General features: G+C 65.9%; 17 protein-coding genes. 12 read left to right on the forward strand and 5 right to left on the reverse strand.

The window, feature by feature from the left end:
- The first annotated feature begins 38 nt into the window (after positions 1-38).
- Positions 39-1031 (forward strand): tripartite tricarboxylate transporter substrate binding protein, encoded by a 993-nt coding sequence (locus IB236_RS07570; RefSeq protein ID WP_192419849.1) that lies wholly within the window; start codon positions 39-41, stop codon positions 1029-1031.
- A 23-nt stretch (positions 1032-1054) separates the two neighbouring features.
- Positions 1055-1831 carry an enoyl-CoA hydratase-related protein gene (locus IB236_RS07575; RefSeq protein WP_192419851.1) on the forward strand — a complete coding sequence of 259 codons (777 nt, stop codon included), beginning with the start codon at positions 1055-1057 and terminating at the stop codon, positions 1829-1831.
- 50 nt (positions 1832-1881) lie between these two features.
- Here IB236_RS07575 and IB236_RS07580 read toward each other — a convergent pair whose 3' ends face one another.
- Both IB236_RS07580 and IB236_RS07585 read right to left on the reverse strand, forming a co-directional pair.
- Complete coding sequence (locus tag IB236_RS07580; RefSeq protein ID WP_056743974.1) at positions 1882-2379, reverse strand: MarR family winged helix-turn-helix transcriptional regulator; 498 nt, start codon at positions 2377-2379, stop codon at positions 1882-1884.
- Positions 2380-2695: 316 nt separating this feature from the next.
- The gene (locus IB236_RS07585; protein WP_146871537.1) at positions 2696-4345 is read right to left on the reverse strand and encodes a methyl-accepting chemotaxis protein; all 1650 of its coding nucleotides are present in this window, start codon (positions 4343-4345) and stop codon (positions 2696-2698) included.
- 488 nt (positions 4346-4833) lie between these two features.
- Between IB236_RS07585 and IB236_RS07590 the strand changes: the two genes are divergently transcribed.
- A complete protein-coding gene (locus IB236_RS07590; RefSeq protein WP_192419853.1) occupies positions 4834-6048 on the forward strand; it encodes a nitrate/nitrite transporter in 1215 nt (404 codons plus the stop codon).
- A gap of 185 nt (positions 6049-6233) precedes the next feature.
- On the opposite strand, the gene IB236_RS07595 is transcribed toward IB236_RS07590, so the two are convergent.
- Complete coding sequence (locus IB236_RS07595) at positions 6234-8015, reverse strand: bifunctional protein-serine/threonine kinase/phosphatase (protein ID WP_192419855.1); 1782 nt, start codon at positions 8013-8015, stop codon at positions 6234-6236.
- Positions 8016-8347: 332 nt separating this feature from the next.
- On the opposite strand from IB236_RS07595, the gene nirB reads away from it, so the two are divergent.
- The 7 genes from nirB (at position 8348) to IB236_RS07630 (ending at position 17941) form a co-directional block, all read left to right on the forward strand.
- The gene (gene nirB, locus IB236_RS07600) at positions 8348-10795 is read left to right on the forward strand and encodes a nitrite reductase large subunit NirB (protein WP_099730836.1); all 2448 of its coding nucleotides are present in this window, start codon (positions 8348-8350) and stop codon (positions 10793-10795) included.
- Between the two features lie 20 nt (positions 10796-10815).
- Entirely contained in the window at positions 10816-11628 is an 813-nt protein-coding gene (locus tag IB236_RS07605; RefSeq protein ID WP_056743962.1) for a type IV pili methyl-accepting chemotaxis transducer N-terminal domain-containing protein, read from the forward strand.
- Positions 11629-11696: 68 nt separating this feature from the next.
- Positions 11697-12098, forward strand: coding sequence for a nitrite reductase small subunit NirD (gene nirD / locus IB236_RS07610; RefSeq protein WP_192419857.1), 402 nt, complete (start codon positions 11697-11699; stop codon positions 12096-12098).
- Between the two features lie 127 nt (positions 12099-12225).
- On the forward strand, positions 12226-15072 hold the full coding sequence (locus IB236_RS07615; protein WP_192419859.1) for a nitrate reductase: 2847 nt from the start codon (positions 12226-12228) through the stop codon (positions 15070-15072).
- 168 nt (positions 15073-15240) lie between these two features.
- The gene (ybiB, locus tag IB236_RS07620) at positions 15241-16164 is read left to right on the forward strand and encodes a DNA-binding protein YbiB (protein ID WP_056743957.1); all 924 of its coding nucleotides are present in this window, start codon (positions 15241-15243) and stop codon (positions 16162-16164) included.
- Positions 16161-16994: a uroporphyrinogen-III C-methyltransferase gene (cobA, locus tag IB236_RS07625; protein ID WP_099730841.1), complete on the forward strand. Its 834-nt coding sequence runs from the start codon at positions 16161-16163 to the stop codon at positions 16992-16994. Before ybiB ends, cobA begins: the two co-directional genes overlap by 4 nt.
- A 242-nt stretch (positions 16995-17236) precedes the next feature.
- Positions 17237-17941 (forward strand): type IV pili methyl-accepting chemotaxis transducer N-terminal domain-containing protein, encoded by a 705-nt coding sequence (locus IB236_RS07630; protein ID WP_056743954.1) that lies wholly within the window; start codon positions 17237-17239, stop codon positions 17939-17941.
- A gap of 88 nt (positions 17942-18029) precedes the next feature.
- Here IB236_RS07630 and IB236_RS07635 read toward each other — a convergent pair whose 3' ends face one another.
- Positions 18030-18518: an acyl-CoA thioesterase gene (locus IB236_RS07635; protein ID WP_056058237.1), complete on the reverse strand. Its 489-nt coding sequence runs from the start codon at positions 18516-18518 to the stop codon at positions 18030-18032.
- A gap of 118 nt (positions 18519-18636) precedes the next feature.
- Between IB236_RS07635 and IB236_RS07640 the strand changes: the two genes are divergently transcribed.
- Positions 18637-19770, forward strand: coding sequence for a sterol desaturase family protein (locus tag IB236_RS07640; protein ID WP_056743951.1), 1134 nt, complete (start codon positions 18637-18639; stop codon positions 19768-19770).
- Positions 19771-19797: 27 nt separating this feature from the next.
- Here the strand turns inward: IB236_RS07640 and IB236_RS07645 are convergent, their stop codons facing one another.
- Positions 19798-20280 carry a DUF4124 domain-containing protein gene (locus tag IB236_RS07645; protein ID WP_056058397.1) on the reverse strand — a complete coding sequence of 161 codons (483 nt, stop codon included), beginning with the start codon at positions 20278-20280 and terminating at the stop codon, positions 19798-19800.
- Positions 20281-20512: 232 nt separating this feature from the next.
- Between IB236_RS07645 and IB236_RS07650 the strand changes: the two genes are divergently transcribed.
- A complete protein-coding gene (locus tag IB236_RS07650; RefSeq protein ID WP_192419861.1) occupies positions 20513-21697 on the forward strand; it encodes an ABC transporter substrate-binding protein in 1185 nt (394 codons plus the stop codon).
- The last annotated feature ends 2 nt before the right edge of the window (positions 21698-21699 follow it).

The raw sequence follows: 21699 nt of genomic DNA on the forward strand, positions 1-21699 counted from the left end.
GTCGATCACTACACAACAAACCAGCAGGAGACAGCGACATGCTTACACGCCAACCTTCCCCCATCCGCAGACGCCTCATCCAGTCTGCCGCCCTGGCACTCTGTGTCCTGGACGCCATCGGCACGGCGCATGCGCAGGCCTGGCCCACCAAGCCGGTCAAGATCGTGGTCGGCTTTGCCCCAGGCGGCACCACCGATGTGATGGCACGCGTCATGGCCCAGTCGCTCACCGAAGCGCTGGGCCAGCCCGTCGTGGTGGACAACAAACCTGGCGCCAGCGGCAACGTGGCAGCGGCCGAAGTGATTCGCGCACCTGCAGACGGCCACACCTTCCTGATTGCGCCTACTTCGTTCGAAACGGCCAACCCTTTCCTCTTCAAGCAGAGCATTGCCCCGGCCAAGGACCTTACGCCCATCGCGGGCGTGGGCCGCAGCCAGATGTACCTGGTGGTCAAGCCCCAGTCCACCTTCAAGGACGCCAGGGAGTTTGTGGCCTATGCCCGCGCCAACCCGGGCAAACTGTCGTACTCCTCCGCAGGCCCCGGCACGCCACCGCACCTGGCGGGCGAGCTGTTCAAGAAAGTCACCGGCGTGTTTGCAACGCACATCCCTTACCGGGGCGCAGCGCCTGCATTGCAGGATGTGATGGCCAACCAGGCGGACTATGTCTTTGACCCAGGCATTGCGTTCCCGCACGTGCGCGCAGGCAAGGTACGCATGCTGGCCGTGGCGGGGGCCAAGCGGTCGTCGTTCTTCCCGGATGTACCCACGCTGGCAGAGCTGGGCTTCAAGGGTGCGGAGCTGGACATCTGGTTTGGCATGTGGGCCCCCAATGGCACGCCTGCAGACGTCACGGCCCGCATGGCCCGGGAGATCGCCAAGGTGCTGGCCCTGCCCAGCACCAAGAACCGATATGAATCGCTGGGCGCCGAGCCCGTGGGCCTGGACAACGCCGAGTTCCGCACCCTTCTGACCGAAGAGACCAAGCTGCTGTCTGGCCTGATCCAGGAAGCCAAGATCAACATCGACTGACCTGACCACCCGCCACTCCCACCATGAACGACGCTTTGGTACTGACGGAAACCCGGGGCCGGGTGGGTGTGATCACGCTCCACAGGCCCCAGCAGCTCAACGCACTCAACGACGCCCTGATGGACCAGCTGGGCGCCGCCCTGCTGGCCTTCGATGCGGAAGACGAAGTCGGCGCCATCGTCCTCACCGGCAGCACCAAGGCATTTGCGGCCGGTGCCGACATTGCAGCCATGGCCGACTGGTCGTTCATGGATGTGTACCGTGGCGCCTTCATCACCCGCAACTGGGAGACCATTCGCCAAGTACGCAAACCGGTACTGGCGGCCGTGGCAGGCTTTGCCATGGGCGGCGGCTGTGAGCTGGCCCTGGCCTGCGACATCATCGTTGCCGCTGAATCAGCCCGGTTTGCGTTGCCTGAAATCAAGCTCGCCATGCTGCCGGGCGCGGGGGGCACGCAGCGCCTGCCGCGCGCCATCGGCAAGGCCAAGGCGATGGACATGTGTCTGTCGGCCCGCATGCTCGATGCGCAAGAGGCCGACCGCTATGGTCTGGTCTCGCGCGTCGTACCCGACGCGGAGTTGCTGGACCGCACGCTCACCCTCGCGGCGCAGATTGCCGGCTTCTCGCTGCCCGCACTCATGGCCATCAAGGCATCGATCAACCGCGCCTGGGAAAGCCCGCTGACCGAAGGCATTCTGTTTGAGCGCCATGCGCTGTACGAGCGCTTTGCCAGTGCCGACGCCCACGAAGGCATGCACGCGTTCCTCGACAAACGCGCCCCCGCATTCGAACATCGCTGAGCTGAAGGCCCCGGTTGCCCCCAACCGGCAGCGGGAAGTCCTTGGCAGGCTCAGCCCTCGGACTCAGCGCCAGTATCCAGGCGCTGCATGTTGTCCAGCAGCTTGAGCAGGTAGTGCAGCGTGTGGGTGATGTCTCCCACCGAGAATTCGTCCAGCGCCTGCTCGTAATAGGCATCGATCTTGGGCCGGGCCTTGACCAGCCACGTCATGCGTCCGGACTCGGTCATCTTGATCAGGCGGGAGCGGCGGTCCTTCTCATCGGTCTCCATACAGATGTGGCCATCGCGCTCCAGGCGTCCAATCACCCCCGCGAGGTTCTGGCGGCTGACCAACAGGTAACGCGCCAGCTCGTTCACCCCCATACCCTGCTGCGCTTCTTCGCGCGAAAGGGCACCCAGCACCGCCCATTGCTGCGTGGTCAGCCCCTCGCTCTCCACCGCTCGCGAACCGGTTTTATGCAACAAGTTCGCACATTGATACAGCCGAAAAAACAACCGGTTAGCCAGCTCCATGCGGGCGATCTGTGCTTTGGAATCAGGGTGGTGCATGCGTGAGTTCTTAGTGGGTTATGCAGACTGCAACCGCGCGGCAATCAAGTCAACATATTGTCTCACTTCAACATCCACCCCGCACCACTCCATCACGATCTACCCAACCACCGGTTTTGTCTCTTGCCCTTTGAACTGAATGAGTCCATGCACGCGGTGCGCAACACAGTCATTGGCGATCTGCCGCTGATCGAAATCCACAACCCACCGAAAGCGGTCGCGCAACGGGCCAACGCCCTCGGCACTGGGAGCGGGCGGACCATAGGGGAGACAACACCGTCATCGAGCGCTGTAGCGCGTGTGGTTGATTGGGCCCTCAGGCCGCCGCCAGGGCCCTGCTGCTGGATGAGGCCTTCATCTCCTTGCGCAGCGCCACAGCATCGCGCGACTGGGTGGGTGCCGACGCGTCGATGCGGAACACCTGCACCGTCTCGGTCATGGTCTGCGCCTGGCCATTGAGCTGCATGGCCGAGGCGGCGTTCTCTTCCACCAGCGCGGCGTTTTGCTGCGTGATGGTATCGAGCTGCGCCACGGCCGAGTTGACCTGCGAGATGCCGCTGAGCTGCTCGTTGGAGGCGCTGTGGATCTCGCCAATCAGTGTGTTGACCCGGCGCACCAGCTCCAGCGACTCGGTCATGGTTTTCTGCGCAGCGTCGGTTTTTTCATGGCCCTCGGTCACCTTGGTGGCCGAGTCGTCGATGAGCTGACGGATCTCCTTGGCGGCCGAGAGCGTGCGGTGCGACAGGCTGCGCACCTCGGAGGCCACCACCGCAAAGCCCCGCCCCTGGTCCCCGGCGCGCGCAGCCTCCACTGCGGCGTTGAGGGCAAGGATGTTGGTCTGGAAGGCAATGGAGTCGATCAGCTGCGTGATCTCGCTGATGCGGCCGGATGCCGCCTGGATCTGCTTCATGGTGCTGGCCACACCGTCCACAGCGGCACTGCTGCGCTCGGTGACCTGGGTGGCCTGGGTCGCCAGCACCGTGGCCTGGCGCGCGGATTCGGCGGTTTGCTTGACGGTGCCGGTGATTTCTTCCATCGACGCGGCTGTCTGCTGCAGGTTGCTGGCCTGCGCCTCGGTGCGCGACGACAGGTCCTGGTTGCCCTGGGCAATCTCGCGGGTGGAGACCTGCATGTGCTCGCTCTCCTGCCGGGCGTCCCGCACGATGGACAGCAGGTTCACGTTGAGCTGCGCCAGCGCCTTTTGCAGCTGGCCCACCGTGTCGCTGCGCGATGCCGATATCTTCTGGGTAAGGTCGCCCGCGGCCATGCGGTTGGCCCACAGCAGCATCTGCGACAACGGCGCCACCGTGACCTGGTGCAGGTAGACCGCCATGCCCAGCGCCAGCACCACCACCCCCAGCCACGCGGCCCCTGACGCCAGCGACAGCGTGTGCCCGCCCAGCAAGGCGGCGCACCACGAAGCCACCACCAGCAGCAAGGTACACACCATCATCTTGCCCATGGGCCCCAGCGCCAGAGCCCGGGCCACACGTCCCCACAGGGTGTCTTTGACCAGTTGCCCGGCCGACAGCCGGTGCACCAGCGTGCCCGCCTGCTTTTCGGCCTGCATCTGCTTGTACAGCGACTCGGCCGCCTGGATCTGTTCGCGCGTGGCTTCAGTGCGCACCGACATGTAGCCTGTGGGCTGGTCACCCTGCATGAGCGGGGTGACGTTGGCCATCACCCAGTAAAACGTACCGTCCTTGCGCCGGTTCTTGACCGGGGCCGACCAGGGAATGCCCTTGGCGATGGTCTCCCACATGTCGCGGTAGGCCTCCTCGGGCATGTCGGGGTGTCGCACGATGTTGTGGGGCTGGCCCAGCAACTCTTCCTTTTCGTAGCCGCTGACCTCGATGAACATCGGGTTGCAGTACAGGATGCGGCCCTTGAGGTCCGTGGTGGACACCAGAGTCTGGCCCTTGGGAAACGCATATTCGTGCTGGCTGACCGGCAGATTGACGCGCATGGGAACCTCTTCGGGAGGACTGGTTGCCCTGTTCTGGAGAGCAACGCAACAGTGGAAGATGCCGATTTCATCGTACGCGCAATCGGCGTGATTTGAAACAAGTTGTTGGTGCCGCCGCACACCATCTCCAACTTGGTGCAAAACACCAACACAGCACGCGTTGCCGCGCTGTAGTGCACCAATGTGAGCACCGAATGGGTGAATCTGCTTCCATTTCGATAGCCTCCAGCGCAATAAATACCTGCACATTCGCTGGTTTTTTGCCCAAACAGCTGCTTGCACGGGCACTGGCATAGCCATTGCTTGCCGTAAGGCGCGGCCAACGCTGGCCGCATGTCAGCCCGGTGCAATGGCGGATTGGGCGAACAGGACGTTGGCGTCTTCATGGAGTGCGTTGGGGCTGGTCAGCCCGCGCGGTCCGTGTGGACGCCTTTTTGTTTTCTGGCCGGGCGAAGGGGTCACCCCCTCAGCCCTTTGCACTCACACCCATGCATTACTTCAGAGAGTTCCTCAAATCCGGCCACGCGCCCACGCTGTGGGCGTCGTTTCTGTACTTCGGCTTTTCGTGCGCGGTGTGGGTCATCAACGGTGCGATGGCGCCGTTCATCCGCGAGAGCTTCCAGCTCTCACCCACCCAGATGGGCATGATGCTGTCCATCCCCATTTTTGCGGGAGCGCTGATGCGGTTTCCGCTGGGCATCCTGGCGCAGTACATCGGCCGCAAGAGCGCCACCCTGGTAGAGATGGCCGGCATCTTTTTGGCCATGGGCTATGGCTACTTGTTCGTGCACACCTTCAACGACCTGCTGGCGCTGGGCATCCTGCTGGGCGTGGCGGGAGCGAGCTTTGGCGTGGCGCTTTCGCTGGGCTCGGGCTCGTTCCCACCGCGCTACAAGGGCCTGGCCATGGGCATCGTGGGCGCAGGCAATGTGGGCACTGCCGTGGCCGCGCTGCTGGCGCCTGCCCTGGCGCAGAAGTTTGGCTGGCAGGCAGTGTATGGCTTTGCCGCCGTGAGCGTGGCCGCGCCCGCCGTGGTGATGGCGGTGTATGCGAAGGAACCGCCGGACCTCGCGCCCCACGCCACGTTTCGCGAACACATTGCCTGTCTCTTTGAAAAAGATGGCTGGGCGTTCAGCCTGATCTACGCCGTGACCTTTGGGGGCTTCATCGGCCTGACGGCCTTCCTGCCCAGCTACTTCTACGACCAGTTTGGCGTGAGCAAGGTGCAGGCAGGGCAACTGACCATGCTGGCCGCCTTTCTGGGTGCGGCACTGCGGGTGATGGGCGGCTGGCTGTCCGACCATTGGGGCGGCGTCAACACGCTCACGGGTGTGCTGGCCATCACCGCCGTGAGCATGGTGCTGTGCGGCCTGGCCGAGAACTCGCTGCCGGTGACGATGCTGCTGTTCCTGGTGTGTTTTGCGGCACTGGGCGCGGGCAACGGCGCGCTGTTCCAGCTGGTGCCGCTGCGCTGGCCGCTGTCCACGGCCGTCGCCGGCTCGATGATTGGCGAGATCGGCGCGCTGGGTGGCGGCCTCATCCCCAACGGCATGGGCTTTTCGCGCCAGTACACCGGCACCTACCTGTGGGGCTTTGTGGGCATTGCGGTGTGCGCCGCTGCCATGCTGGTGCTGTTGCGGGTTATGCAGATCCGCTGGACCCGCACGTGGGCAGAAAAGGGCGGTCGGGCACGCAGTGCCTGAGCCGGCGTAGCCAGCCAATGCGCAGCATTGCCCGCGTTTTCGCCAGAAGGGGGGCCGTGCCCGGGGCGCGTGAACGTCCGTAGTCAGTCAACGCGCCGACCACCCCACATTTCAAGCCCAATCGCCACCAAGCGCATTTCTCATATGCGTCGATAGCTATATTTTCAATAGCAAATCCATCGATCTCATCGCGGCAAAAACAGCAGCCAATACACCAGCAACAGGTTCACCAGCACACTCACCGCCAGCGCGATCTTCCACAGTGCCGTGGCATCGCGCTGCATCAGCGGCTGCGGGCCAGGGGCGGACAAGGGGCGCGAAGCCCCCCGCTCCAGGGCCAGCAGCAGTTCCTCGGCGGTTTCAAAGCGTTGTGTGCGCTGGCGGGCCACAGCCTTCAACGCGATCTGGTCGAGCCAGATGGGCACGCTGGGGTTGTGGCGGCTGGGGGCCAGCGGGTCGCGGTGGTAGCGGCCCAGCTGGTACTGCACCACCTCGCCATAGGGCAGGCGCCCATGGCTCAGCACCTGATACAGCGTGACGCCCAGGGCGAACAAGTCGCTGCCCGCATCGGGCAACTGGCCGGCGGGGTCCCCGTTCTTTTCATAGCCCGGCCACTGCTCGGGGTTCATGTAGCTGGGGGTGCCCGCGTGCAGGCGGCGCGTGGCCTCGGGCTCGCGCCCCGACAGGGCCACGCCCAGGTCCAGCACCCGCAGCACACCGTCGTCGCCCAGGTGCAGGTTGTCGGGCTTGATGTCGCGGTGCACCACCCCTTGCCGATGCAGCCAGCCCAGCACCTGCGCCGCCTGCATCACCACCGACACGGCCTGCGGCACGCCCAGGTGCTGGCGGCCGCGCAGGCGCTGGCCCAGGGTCTGGCCCGCATGCCAGTCATAGAGCAGATAAAACGCACTGGCGCCGGGGCTTGCACCGCCCTGCTCTGGCGGCCAGGTGTTCAGGCGCGCAAGGTGCACCGCCGCGTGGCCGGACTGCATGCGCCGGGCCACCCAGGCCTCATGCGCCAGGGTGGCGCGCTCCTGCGCATCGTGCGCGCGGGCGGGCACCAGCGTCTTGAGCGCGTACAGCCGCTGCGTGGCCGGGTCGCGCACCTGGTAGATGCGGTGCACGCCGCTGTCGGCCACCAGCGCGGTCACCACCAGGCCATCCACCGGCTCGCCCACCTTGAGCAGCGGCAACACTGGCAAGTGCTGCGCCCGGCGGGACTCATCCTGCAAGGTGGCTTCCAGCGCCCCCTGCACCCGCACCACCAGCGCGGTCACGTTGTCGGTGCTGCCCCGGCGCAGGGCTGCGCGCGTGATCTCCTCGCTCAGCGCCTGGGCGCTGACGGCACTGGCGGCGTTGGCATCCTGCGGCTGCAGCAGCAACTGGCGCAGTTCACGCTCGGGCAGGCTGCCGTGCACGCCATCGGACAGCAGCACCAGCAGGTCGCCGCTGTGCAGTTCGCCCTGGCTGTAATCCACCACCACATGGTCGTCCAGGCCCATGGCGCGGGTGAGCTGGTGCGCCAGGTCACGCTGCGCCATCACATGGTCGGTCGTCAGCAGTTGCAGCCGGCCGCCCCGCAGCAGATAGGCACGCGTATCGCCCACATGGGCCAACGTGTACGACTGGCCGCGCAGCACCACGGCGGTGAGCGTGGTCAGGCCCACGGCGGGCTGGCGGCGCCGGTTCATCGACGCCAGCCAGCCGTTGTGCGCGCTCAGGATGCGGTCCAGCGCCACGGTGGTGTCCCAGGTGTCGGGCGTGGCGAAGTAGTCGTTGACCAGGGTGTTCACCGTGGTCTGTGCGGCTTCGCGGCCCTTGCCTCCGGTGCTTACACCATCGGCAATGGCAGCGATGGCGCCGCGTTCGCGCTCGCGCCCCTGCCCCTGCACCAGGGCGGCAAAGTCTTCATTGACTTCGTTGCGCCCGGCCTGCGAGGTGTGGCCGATGTCCAGTTCAAAACTCATGCACCACCTCCATGCAGGTTCCATGCCCAAGGTGGTGCATGCACGCACCGCGCCGCGCAGCCGAGCCACCCGTCAACACCCAAAACTCCGCCCTCGGCAGCGCGGACAACACCGGATCACCCCACATCAGTGCACAAACTCTGGCACGGGCATTGCTTACCCGAAGCAACGGCCCAGCTGGGCCACGCAATTCAGCGGTGCAACGGCGCACCAAGGGGTTGTATGGACGAAGGCGTCCCCACATGCGGTTTCGATGGAATGTCGGAGCTGCATCGTGTGGACGCCTTTTTTGTTTTTTGCATCGCCCAGGCGATGGAACCGACGGAGTCACGATGAAAAAGCTCAAACTGGTGATGGTGGGGAACGGCATGGCCGGTGTGCGCACGCTGGAAGAGCTGCTCAAGATTGCCCCCGATCTGTATGACATCACGGTCTTCGGGGCCGAGCCGCACCCCAACTACAACCGCATTCTGCTGTCGCCGGTGCTGGCTGGCGAGCAGACCATCGACGAGATCATCCTCAACGACTGGCAGTGGTACGCCGACAACCACATCACGCTGCACACCGGCTTCACCGTGACCGATGTGGACCGCGTGCGCCGCGTGGTGAGCGCAAGCAGCAAGGACGGCGATGTGATCACCGCCGAGTACGACCGCCTCATCATGGCCACGGGCTCCAACCCCTTCATCCTGCCCGTGCCCGGCAAGGACCTGAAAGGCGTGCTGGCCTACCGCGACATCGCCGACACACAGGCCATGATCGACGCAGCCGCCACGTACAAGCACGCGGTGGTCATCGGCGGCGGCCTGCTGGGCCTGGAAGCCGCCAATGGCCTCATGAAGCGCGGCATGACCGTGAGCGTGGTGCATGTGATGCCCTCGCTGATGGAGCGCCAGCTCGATGACGTGGCGGGCAAGATGCTGCAGAAGTCGCTGGAAGACCGTGGCATGCGCTTTTTGATGGGTGCGCAGACCCAGGAGCTGGTGGGCAATGCCGAAGGCCGGGTGGCCAGCGTCAAGTTCAAGGACGGCACCGAAGTGCCTGCCGACCTGGTGGTGATGGCCGTGGGTATCCGCCCCAACACGCAGCTCGCCGAAAAGATGCGCCTGCACGTGAACCGCGGCATTGTCGTGAGCGACACGCTGCAGACCACCACCGACGCCCGCATCTATGCCGTGGGCGAATGCGCGGCACACCGGGGCATTGCCTATGGCCTGGTGGCCCCGCTGTTCGAGCAGGGCAAAGTGCTGGCCAACCACTTGGCCGAGTTCGGCATCGGCCGCTACCAGGGCTCGCTCACCTCCACCAAGCTCAAGGTCACGGGCATCGACCTGTTCAGCGCGGGCGACTTCCAGGGCGGCGACAACACCGAAGAGATCGTGATGAGCGACCCCTTTGGCGGCGTGTACAAAAAGCTGGTCATCAAGGACGACAAGCTGGTGGGCGCCTGCCTCTATGGCGATACGGTGGACGGCAGCTGGTACTTCAAGCTGCTGCGCGATGGCCGCAGCGTGACCGACATTCGCGACAAGCTGATGTTTGGCGAATCGCACCTGGGCGACACCGGCCACCAGGGCCAGAGCAAGGCCGCCGCCATGCAGGACAGCGACGAGGTCTGCGGCTGCAACGGCGTGACCAAGGGCGCCATCTGCAAGGCCATCAAGGACAAGGGCCTGTTCACGCTGGATGAAGTGCGCAAGCACACCAAGGCCAGCGCATCGTGCGGATCGTGCACGGGCCTGGTCGAGCAGATCATCATGTTCACGGCCGGTGGCGACTACAGCGCCACGCCAAAGACCAAGGCCATGTGCGGCTGCACCGACCACGGCCACCAGGCGGTGCGCGACGCGATCCGCGCCAACAAGCTGCTGAGCATTGGCGATGTGTTCAAGTTCATGGAGTGGAAGACGCCCAACGGCTGCGCATCCTGCCGCCCCGCCGTCAACTACTACCTCATCAGCACCTGGCCCAAGGACGCGAAGGACGACCCGCAAAGCCGCGCCATCAACGAGCGCAGCCACGCCAACATCCAGAAAGACGGCACCTACAGCGTCATCCCCCGCATGTGGGGCGGCGAAACCACGGCCGACGAGCTGCGCCGCATTGCCGACGCGGCCGACAAGTACAACATCCCCACCATCAAGGTCACGGGGGGCCAGCGCATCGATTTGCTGGGCGTGAAGAAGGAAGACCTGGTCAACGTGTGGAAGGACATCGGCATGCCCAGCGGCCATGCCTATGCCAAGGCACTGCGCACCGTGAAGACCTGCGTGGGAAGCGAGTGGTGCCGCATGGGCACCCAGGACAGCACCCAGATGGGCAAGGACCTGGAGCGCGCCATGTGGCGCATGTACGCCCCGCACAAGGTCAAGTTTGCGGTGAGCGGCTGCCCGCGCAACTGCGCAGAAGCCGGCATCAAGGACGTGGGCATCATCGGCGTGGACAGCGGCTGGGAGATGTACGTGGCCGGTAACGGCGGCATCAAGACCGAGGTGGCGCACTTCTTCACCAAGCTGAAAACAGCCGAGGAAGTGCTGGAGTACACCGGCGCGTTCTGCGAGCTGTACCGCCAGGAAGGCTGGTACCTGGAGCGCACCGTGCACTACGTGAGCCGCGTGGGCCTGGACTATGTGAAAAAGCGCATTCTGGAAGACCACGAAGGCCGCAAGGCGCTGTGGGAGCAGCTGCAGTTCGCGCTGGACGGCGAGCCCGACCCCTGGTTCGAGTTTGACAAGGCAGCCGTGGACACGCGCCAGTTTGCCCCGCTGACCGCTGCCTGAAGCGCCCGGAGCCCCACACCATGCAACGCCGCACCTTGCTGACCGCCGCCGGCTACACCACGGCCTGGAGCACCCTGGGCATCATGTCGCTGGGCACCGCCCAGGCCCAGGTCACTGACCTGAACGACGCCATCAACAAGGCCGGTCGCCAGCGCATGCTGAGCCAGCGCATGGGCAAGGCTTGGCTGGCGTTGGCGCACAAATCCGACACGCCAGCCGCGCGCGCCGTGCTGGACCAGTCGCTGGCGCTGTTCGAGCGCCAGCTGGGCGAACTCAAGGCGTATGCCCCCTCGCCCACCATCCGCGACACCTACACCAAGCTGGAATCGGCCTGGACCGACCACAAGGCCACGCTGCTGGGCACCAGCCCGTCGCGCGACGGCGCTGCCGCCTTGCTGCAGGCCGACGCCAAGGTGCTGGCCCTGGCCCACCAGGGCACCGTGCAGTACGAAGCCGCCTCGGGCAAGCCCGTGGGCAAGCTGGTCAACGTGGCAGGCCGCCAGCGCATGCTGAGCCAGCGCATGGCCAAGTTCTGCCTGTCGGCCATGCTGGGGGTGGACACCTCCACCGCCACCACCGAGATCGCCAAGGCGCGTGACGAGTTCATCAGCGCCACCGAGCTGCTGCGCAATGCCCCACAGGCCACCGATCGCATCCGGCAAGAGCTGCTGCTGGCCGATGGCCAGTGGGTGTTTTTTGACGCCGCGTTGCAACGCCTGGGCACCAGCAACAACACCTTCCGCCAGGTGTCTGAAGTGTTTGTGAGCAGCGAAAACCTGCTCGCCAGCATGGACCGCGTGACCGGCCTGTATGCAGCGCTGGGCAGCAGCTGAAGGCCTGCCCTGCAACGGCCCCCTGCACGCCCCTGACATCCCACCGAACAACACCAAGGACGATTCCCATGACCACCAACAACCCAACCCCTGAATGGAAGCTGATCTGCCGGGTGGACGACATCCCCGTGCTGGGCTCACGCCGCGTGGCGCGCCCCCAGGGCCTGGACGTGGCCATCTTCCGCAACGACGCCGGTGGCGTGTTCGCGCTGCTGGACCGCTGCCCACACAAGGGCGGCCCGCTGAGCCAGGGCATCGTGTTTGGCACCCATGTGGCGTGCCCCTTGCACAACTGGACGATTGGCCTGTGCGACGGCCAGGCCTCGGCGCCCGATGAGGGCTGCACGCCGAAGTTTGCCGTGAAGGTGGAAGACGGCGCGGTGTACCTGGACGCGAGCGAGATGGCGACGGTGGCCACGGATTTGACGCGCCCCATCGCAGGACCTGCGCGCAGGGCGGTGGGCGTGTGAGCGGTGGAGAGTGTTGCGCCCCAGGCGCCGCATGCGTACCCGGCGAGGACACGACAACACTATCAAAACAATAGCTGACAGCGCAACATGCACTAGCGCCTGAGGCCAAAACAACCCCAACCACGCCATGCAAGAAACCAAATCCACCTGCCCCTACTGCGGCGTAGGCTGCGGCGTGATCATCGAAAGCACAGGCACCCAGATCACCGGTGTGCGCGGCGACCCCACACACCCCGCCAACTTTGGCCGCCTGTGCACCAAGGGCTCGACCCTGCACCTCACAGCCACCAGCCCGGTCACCCTGCAAACCCGCCTGCTGCACCCCCTGCAACGCGCGCAGCGCAACGAAGCCGCCCTGCCCGTGACCTGGGATGCCGCACTGACGCTAGCGGCCGACCGGTTCGCCCACACCATCGCCCAGCACGGCCCTGATGCCGTGGGCTTCTACGTCAGCGGCCAGTTGCTCACCGAGGACTACTACGTCTTCAACAAGCTCGCCAAGGGCCTGATCGGCACCAACAACATCGACACCAACTCGCGCCTGTGTATGAGCAGCGCTGTGGCCGGCTACAAGCAAACGCTGGGCGCCGACGCACCGCCCGCCTGCTACGACGACGTGAACCACGCGCAGTGCCTGTTCATCGTGGGCAGCAATGCGGCCTGGGCCCACCCCATCCTGTTCCGCCGCATCGAAGACGCACGCGCCGCCAACCCGGGCATGAAGGTCATCGTGGCCGACCCGCGCCGCACCGACACGGCGGGCATGGCCGACCTGTTCCTGCCCATCCAGCCCGGCAGCGACGTGATGCTGTTCAACGGCATGCTGCACATCATGCTGTGGGAGGGCTGGGTCGATACCGCCTACATCGCCGCACACACAACGGGCTTTGACGACCTCAAGGCCCTGGTGCGCGACGCCACGCCCGAGCGTGTGGCGCAGACCTGCGGCATCAGCGTGGCCGACCTGACCACCGCCGCCAAATGGTTCGCCACCTCCAAAGCGACCCTGAGCCTCTACTGCCAGGGCCTCAACCAAAGCAGCAGCGGCACGGCCAAGAACGCCACACTCATCAACCTGCACCTGGCCACCGCGCAGATCGGCAAACCCGGCGCGGGCCCCTTCAGCCTGACGGGCCAGCCCAACGCCATGGGCGGGCGCGAAGTGGGTGGCCTTGCCAACTTGCTCAGCGCCCACCGCGACCTGGCCAACCCGCAGCACCGCGCCGAAGTCGCCGCGCAGTGGGGCGTGGCGGATGTGCCATCCAAGCCCGGCAAGACGGCGGTGGAGATGTTCCAGGCCGCTGCCGACGGCGAGATCAAGGCCCTGTGGATCGCCTGCACCAACCCCGCGCAAAGCATGCCCGACCAGGCCACCGTGCGCCGCGCCCTGCAGCGCGCCGAGTTTGTGGTGGTGCAAGAAGCCTTTGCCACAGCCGCCACCTGCGCCTTTGCCGACCTGCTTCTGCCCGCCACCACCTGGGGTGAAAAGACCGGCACGGTGACCAACAGCGAGCGCCGCATCTCGCGCGTGCGCACTGCCGTGCCCGCACCCGGCCTGGCGCGCCACGACTGGGCCATTGCGGTGCAGTTTGCGCACCAGCTGGAGGCACGCCTGCGGCCTGGTGCACCCACGCTGTTCCCCTACGCCACAGACGCGGCCGATATGGGCGCAGAAGCCGTGTGGAAGGAGCACCGCGAGAGCACACGCGGGCGTGACCTGGACATCACGGGGCTGTCCTGGGAGATGCTCGAGGCCCAAGGCCCGCAGCAGTGGCCACTGGAGGATGGCACCACCACCGGCAAGGCCCGCCTGTACGAAGATGGCGTGTTCCCCACCGCCGACGGCCGCGCGCGTTTTGTTGCGCATGCATGGCAACCCACCGCCGAGCCCCGCGAATCGCGCTACCCCTTCAGCCTGACCACGGGCCGCCTGCGCGACCAGTGGCACGGCATGACCCGCACCGGTACGCTGGGCCGCCTGTTTGGCCATGTGGCCGAACCCAGCCTGCAGATGCACCCGCAGGACATGGAGCGGCGCAAGCTGGCCAGCGGCGACCTGGTGCATGTGACCAGCAAGCGCGGCTCCATCGTGGTGCCCGTGCAGGCCGACACCACGCTGGGCCTGTCGCAGGTGTTCATGGCGATGCACTGGGGCAGCGAATTTTTGAGCGGCGTGTCCTCCACCGGCGAGCGGCTGGCGGGTGTGAATGCGCTCACCACCTCGGCGTTCTGCCCCACCTCCAAACAGCCCGAGCTGAAACACGCGGCCGTCAAGGTGCTCAAGGCCGAACTGCCGTGGACGCTACTGGCCATGGCCTGGCTGCCTGCCGAAGGTGCACTGGCAGCGCGCGAAGCCTTGTCTGCGCTGATGGCGCAGTTTCCCTATTTTCAGTACACGAGTTGCGTCCCCTTTAGCAACAACACCCCGCTGGATGAGCCCGGCCGCGAGCGCACTGGCGTGCTGCTGCGCGCTGCCGCCCACGAGGCACCGCCCGATGCGTTGATTGCACAGATCGAGGCCCTGCTGGGCATGGCAGGCGCCGACACGCTGCGTTATGCCGACAAAAAACGCGGCCAGCGCCGCGCCGCACGGCTGGCGCGCCAGGGCGACAACACCACGCTCGAAGGCATCGTGCTCGCTGGCGACACCAGCGCCGAAGGCTGGCTCAAGACCCTGCTGCAGGAAGAGCTCCCTGCACAGACCTACGGCCGCCTGCTGCTGGTGCCCGGCGCCAAGGCCCCCGTGGCCGTGCAGTCGCGCGGCAAACCGGTGTGCACCTGCTTCAACGTGACAGACGCCGCCATCACCGCCCAACTGGCGCACTGCCATGGCACCGACGACGACCGACTGGCGCAACTGCAAGGCCAACTGCGCTGCGGCACCAACTGCGGCTCGTGCGTGCCCGAACTCAAGCGAATGGTGAGATCCACGGGACCGCTGGCATCCAAACCGCTCGCGCAGGCCGTCATATAACCAAAAGTTCTCTTGCTTGCAGGAAAATAGCCCTCGAACCAACAAACCCCACCAGGACTTGTGCAACAGGGCTCCAGCTAGGCGCTTTCGGCGCAGACAGTACGCCTGTACGGCAAGCCGAAACAACGACGCTGGCGCCCTGTTTCACAAGTCCCGCCAACAAAAGCCATGGGCATTAGCCAGTACATCAAGGAAATCGGCCGCGGCGCGCGCGGCGCCAAGCCGCTGACGCGCGAGCAGGCCACGGACCTGTTCGGCCAGGTGCTGGATGGCGCCGTGACCGACCTGGAGATTGGCGCCTTCTGCCTGGCCATGCGCATCAAGGGCGAGACGTCCGAGGAGATGTGCGGCTTTCTGGATGCCACGCACAGCCGCCTGGCGCTGCTGCCCGCCAGCGACCGCCCGCTGATCGTGCTGCCCAGCTACAACGGCGCACGCAAGCTGCCGGTGCTGACGCCGCTGCTGGCGCTGCTGCTGGCCCGTGAAGGGTTGCCCGTGCTGCTGCACGGCATGCGCACCGAGGCGCGGCGCGTTTTGGCATCGGATGTGCTCAATGCGCTAGAAGTACCTGCCCTGACAGCTCCTGAAAAGATAGCAAATGGCACGGTCCGCCATATCCACACCCAGCACCTGCACGCAGGGCTGGCACGCCTGCTGGCCGTGCGCGAGGTGGTGGGCCTGCGCAACCCAGGGCACAGTGTGGTCAAGCTGATGAGCCCGTGCGCGGGGCCGTCGGTGGTGGTCACGGCGTACACACACCCCGAATATTTCGAGATGCTGCAGAGCACCTTCCGCACCCTGGGGATGAACGCCTTGCTCTCGCGCGGGCTGGAGGGCGAGGTCGCCACGGACCCACGCCGCACCCCCCGCTACGACGGTTTTGTGCACGGCGTGCATACGGTGCTGGAGGCACAACAACCGGGCACGGCCAGCGAGGTGCCCGGTCTGCCCGCCGAGATCGATGTGGCCACCACAGCCGCCTACACGCGCCAGGTGCTGGCGGGCGATTTGCCCATTCCACACGCCATCGAACGGCAGGTGGAACATATCTTGCGACTGGTCGATCAAACCGTTTCGGAGACATCCCCATGAGCCGCCCCACGCCTTCCACCACATCGCCCACAGCCCCACCCCACCTGGGCACCGGCGGCAGCTGCACGTTGGTGGGCGCAGGCCCGGGCGACCCGGAGTTGCTCACCCTCAAGGCGCTCAAGGCCATCCAGGCGGCCACCGTGCTGCTGGTGGATGATCTGGTGAGCGATGCCATCGTGGAGCACGCATCGCCCACGGCGCGCATCGTCTACGTGGGCAAGCGCGGCGGCTGCAAAAGCACGCCACAGGCCTTCATCGAAAAGCTGATGCTGATGGCCGTGAACGAAGGCGAGAACGTGGTGCGCCTCAAGGGCGGCGACCCCTTCATCTTCGGCCGGGGTGGCGAAGAGGTGGAGCACCTGCGTGCCGCCGGTGTGCAGGTCACCGTCATCAACGGCATCACCGCAGGCCTGGCGGGCCTGACCTCGCTGGGCGCACCGCTCACGCACCGTGAGCATGCCCACGGCGTGGTGTTTGTCACCGGCCACGCCAAGCCCGGTGACGCGGGCACCGACTGGCGCCAACTGGCCGCCACGGCGCGCGACGCCAAGCTCACGCTGGTCATCTACATGGGCGTAAGCGGCGCCGCCACCATCGAGCAAGAACTGCTCACCGGCCTGCCCGCAGACACACCGGTCGCCGTCATCCAGCACGCCAGCCTGCCCCACCAGCGGCATGCCATCACCACCCTGGGTGCGCTGCACGCCACCATCACCCGCGAAGGGCTGGCCAGCCCCTCGGTGATTGTGGTGGGCGATGTGGTGCGCGGTGTCGCACTGGCCGTGCAGGACGCTGGCGCCGTGCCGTTGCAGGCCCGGCGCGCGGGCTGAGCACACACAACGACCCCCCACAATTCCACGGGCCCGAGTGCGCGCTGCGCAGGTCGGGGATGCACCGTGCGCGAGCGCAAACCAATGTGCTTCAAGGCACGCCCACGCGCAGCGCAGCCGCGTGTTTCATCAAGCCTGGCCTCCCGCTCCACAGCACCGCATTGGGTCATGCAGCTGTACGCACATTGGCCCGGGTATTGCTTGAAGACATGCATCTGAATGCAACACGCACAAGGAACACCATGGCAGCCTTCCCCCTCCCCGCACGCACTTCCAGCATGCCCACGCTGTCGTCCCCTGCACAGGCTCCATCGCGCGATGGGGGCATGTCGCTCGTCAATCTTGCGGCGCGCCAGCGCATGCTGTCGCAGCGCATGGTGCTGCAAACCGTGCTGGCCGCGCGCGGCAGCGACCTGCACCTGAAGGCCGCGCGCAGCTCGCTCACGCTGTTCACCGACAGCCAGGCCCGGCTGGTGGACACGCCCCGCCACCTCGATGCCGCCAGCGGCGAAATCATCCGCAAGGCCTACCACGGCCCCCAGGGTGTGGGCGCCACCATCGACGCGTTTGCCCAGCAGGTGGGCACGGCGCTGGACCTGGCCGAGCGCCAGAGCCCGCGCGTGGAAGACGCCCTGGCTAGGCTGGTCGAAACCACCGACGGGGTGCTCGACGCCCTCAACACGGCCACCACCGCGTTCGACCAGGTGAGCAAGGCGCAGTCCGAAACCCTGATGAAAGAGCTGGCCGGCATCGTGGCCTCGATCCAGACCGTGGCCCGCGAGGCCAAGGTGGTCAGCTTCAACGCCCAGGTGATGGCAGCGCGTGCCGGGCAGCACGGGCGCGAGTTTGCGGTGGTGGCCAATGTGCTGTCAGGCATCACCAACGAAATTGACGGCCTGTCCCTGCAGGCGGTGTCATTGGCCGGACGCAGCCGCAACGCGGCCTGAGCAGCACAGCGTGAGAGGCAGAGAAAAGGCCCGGGGCAATGCGCCCAGGGCCTTCGAAGGCGTCCATTCAAGGCGCCCACTCAACGGATTACTGCCCGGCGGTTTCTCGCACTTGCTGAAACCGCTGTGCCAGTTCCTTGCGCAGCGTCTTGCGGATCACCGCAGCGTCCCAGCGGCGGCGCTCGTCGGGGGTGGAAGGCGACAGTGGCGGCACCTGCACGGGCTTGCGCGCCTCATCCACCGCCACCATGGTGAAGAAGCAGCTGTTCACATGCCGCACCACCTGCGAACGGATCTCTTCGGCCACCACCTTGATGCCGACTTCCATCGACGAGCTGCCCGTGTAGTTCACGCTGGCCAGAAAGGTCACCAGCTCGCCCACATGGATGGGCTGCAAAAACATCACCTGGTCCACGCTCAGCGTCACGGTGTAGCAGCCCGAATAGCGGCTGGCGCACGAGTACGCCACCTGGTCCAGCAGCTTGAGGATGGCGCCGCCGTGCACGTTGCCCGAAAAGTTGGCCATGTCGGGCGACATGAGCACGGTCATGCTGAGTTGGTGTGAAGGGATGTTCATGCAGCGATTTTAGAAAGCTGCGTGTGCTGCGTCGCGTGCAAGTTGAGCCCCGTGCACAGCGGGTGGCGGCTTCGATACACTCGCGCAGCACCTGCTGACCGGGTGCGAGGAGGAACCGATGATCGAACTAGAAAAACTCAACGAATTCACCGAAAGCCACGGCGCATTGCGCACCGGCAAGGGGCTGGTGTCGGGCGTGATTGCACTCACGCTGGCCATCCTGTGCCTTCTGGGCGTGTTGGCCTTTCACTTCCCCGAGTACCTCACCACGCCGCAGTTGCGCAAGAGCTACGACGTGGCGGTGATACGCAACATCATGCTGGTGGCCATGGCAATTGCGGGCGGCATCTCGTTGGTCAACATCCTGTTCAACCGCGCCCGCTGGCTGGCCACCTTCGCGTTTGCCATCGTGGCGATTGCCGCGCTGCTGGGCGGCCACAAGGTGGAGGTGGACCCCAACTTCCCCGACAACACACCCTATATCGGCCTCGACTGGTTCATCCTGGACCTGCTGGGCAGCTCGCTGATCTTCATCTTCATCGAGAAGCTGTTTGCGCTGCGCAAAGACCAGCCCATCTTCCGCGCCGAGTGGCAGACGGACTTTCACCACTTCATCGTCAACCACATGGTGGTGGGTTTTGTGCTGCTGGCCACCAACCTCATAGTGCACAAGTTCTTTGGCTGGGCGGCCAGCGACGGCATTCGCGGCTGGGTGCAGGGGCTGAACTTCTGGGTGGCACTGTTCCTCATCATCCTGGTGGCCGACCTGGTGCAGTACTGGACGCACCGCGCCTACCACGAGGTGCCCCTGCTGTGGCGCCTGCATGCCGTGCACCACAGCGTCAAAAGCATGGACTGGATGGCGGGCTCGCGCCAGCACATCCTGGAGCTGCTGATCACCCGCACGCTGGTGCTGGCCCCCATCTATGTGCTGGGCTTTAGCAAGGAAGTGATCGACGCATACATCGTGGTGGTGGGCTTCCAGGCCGTGTTCAACCACGCCAATGTGAGCGTCCGCCTGGGGCCGCTGCGCTACGTGCTGGTCACGCCCAACTTCCACCACTGGCACCACAGCCAGGACCAGGAGGCGCTCGACAAGAACTACGCCGCGCACTTCGCGTTTCTGGACTACCTGTTTGGCACCGCCGTCAAAAGCACCAAGCTCTGGCCCGAGCACTATGGCGTGCTGGGCGACTACGTGCCCAACGGCTTTGTGAAGCAGTTCAAGTTTCCGTTCACCTGGAAGGGGTGAAGAGTTCTCTTTGACAGGGCCGCTGTCTCAGGGCATCGCCGCCAGCTCTCGCTCCAGCACCCGCAGTTGCTCGCGCAGGGCCTCGGTCCGTTCTTCACACGCGGCTTTGGCATCGGCGGCCTTTTCCGCGCCCTCCTGCACAAACTGGTTGCCCGACGGCAGGTTGCCGCGCCGCAGCGGCCCTGCCGTGGCCACGGCATTGGGCTGGGCTGTGCATTCACGCTGGTTGCGCTCGATAGCGGCGCGCGCCTGGGGGATGCCCTGGGTCTGCAGGTAGTTCTTGCGCTGCCAGGTGGGGCCAAACGCGCCCTCGGCCAAAGGCGCTACGGGGGGCTGCACCGGGGTGGCGCCACGGGTGGTGGGGCGCACGTCGATCTTCTCGCCCTCGCCCGCACAAGGCGCGTCCTGGAACGACACCTTGCCATTGGCGTCCGTGCACTTGTTGATGGCCCAGGCGGGGGCCAGGCAGCCCAGCGCCAGGGCACAGAGGGCGTAGCGGATCAAAGTCATGGTGTTGTCCTCGGCAGGTCCATGCCACATGCTACCGCGCCGCATGGGGCGGGGCGAATCGCACCGTCTTGCGCGGGTGCCGACAGAGCCGCGTGTGGATAGACACATGTCCCTAAGATGACGCGCCCCCGGTAGAAACCCGGTGCGTGCCGGGCACAGCGCCCTCCTACCATCGCCGCTCTTCGGGGCCTCGCAGCCCTTTGAATCGGTTTTTTGCTGGAGATGCTGTGTGATGAAGACCCCGAATGCAAATGCATGGCCCGCCGACCACGTGCTGCCCCTGGCGCGCCGCCGCAGCCTGGTCCTTGCGCTGGCCGGTAGCGCGGCCCTGGCTGGCCTGCCCGCCCGCGCACAGCCCGCCGGCGGCGGCAAGGGAGACATCCTCATCGGCCGCTCAACCGCACTGTCAGGCGGCATGGCGCCGTTTTTGTCGCCCATTCACGAGGGGCAGGAAGCCGCCGTGGAAGACGCCAACGCCAAGGGCGGCATCGGTGGCCGCAAGATCCGGCTGGTGTCGCTGGACGATGGTTTTGACGCCCGCCGTGCGCTGGACAACGCCAAGCAGCTGAGCGAAAAAGACGGCGTGCTGGCACTGTTTGGCGTGGCCGGCACCTCGCAGGTCATGACGCTGCTGCCCTACCTGGCGCAGGCCAAGCTGCCGCTGATCTCCGTGTACACCGGCAGCCCCGCCGTCCGCGCGCAGCAGCACCCCTACCTTTTCACCACCCGCGCCAGCTATGCCGACGAACTGGTGAAGATCGTGCGCAACCTGGTGGCCGTGCAGACCTCGCGCATTGCTGTGGCCTACGAAAACAATGACTTCGGCAAACTGCTGCTGCCCCTGGTCGAAAAGACGGTTGCCGCTGAAGGCGCGACGCTGGCGGGGTCGCATGCGCTGGCCTCGTCGGGTGAAGACGCGAACGAAGCCGCCAAGGCCCTGGCCACCCAAAAGCCGCAGGCCGTGCTGCTGGTGGCGGCAGGCCCGTCGGTAGTGGCCTATGTGCGGGCCAACCGCGCTCACCTGGGCGTGCCCATCTACACCCTGTCGCTGGGTGCAGGCACCGCTGTGCTCAAGGCGCTGGGCGACGATGCGCGTGGCCTGGCGGTGGCGCGTACGGGCCCCTCGCCCACCAAGCCCACCATTGCGCTCACGCGCGACTTTCAGGCCTCCATGAAGCGCTACGACAAGCCCGTGGACTACGACCGCTATACCGGCTACATGGACGCGCGCGTGCTCATTGAAGGCCTGCGCGCTGCGGGGCCTGGCGTCACGCGCGCCAGCCTGGTCACGGCCATGGAGGGCCTGGGCAATCTGGACCTGGGCGGCTTCAGCTACCAGTTCAGCGCGCAGAACCACCACGGGTCCAACTACGTGGACATCGCCGTGGTGGGCTCGGGCGGGGTGTATCGGCAGTAAGA

Source organism: Acidovorax sp. ACV02 (genome assembly GCF_014851475.1).
GTDB lineage: Bacteria > Pseudomonadota > Gammaproteobacteria > Burkholderiales > Burkholderiaceae_C > Acidovorax > Acidovorax delafieldii.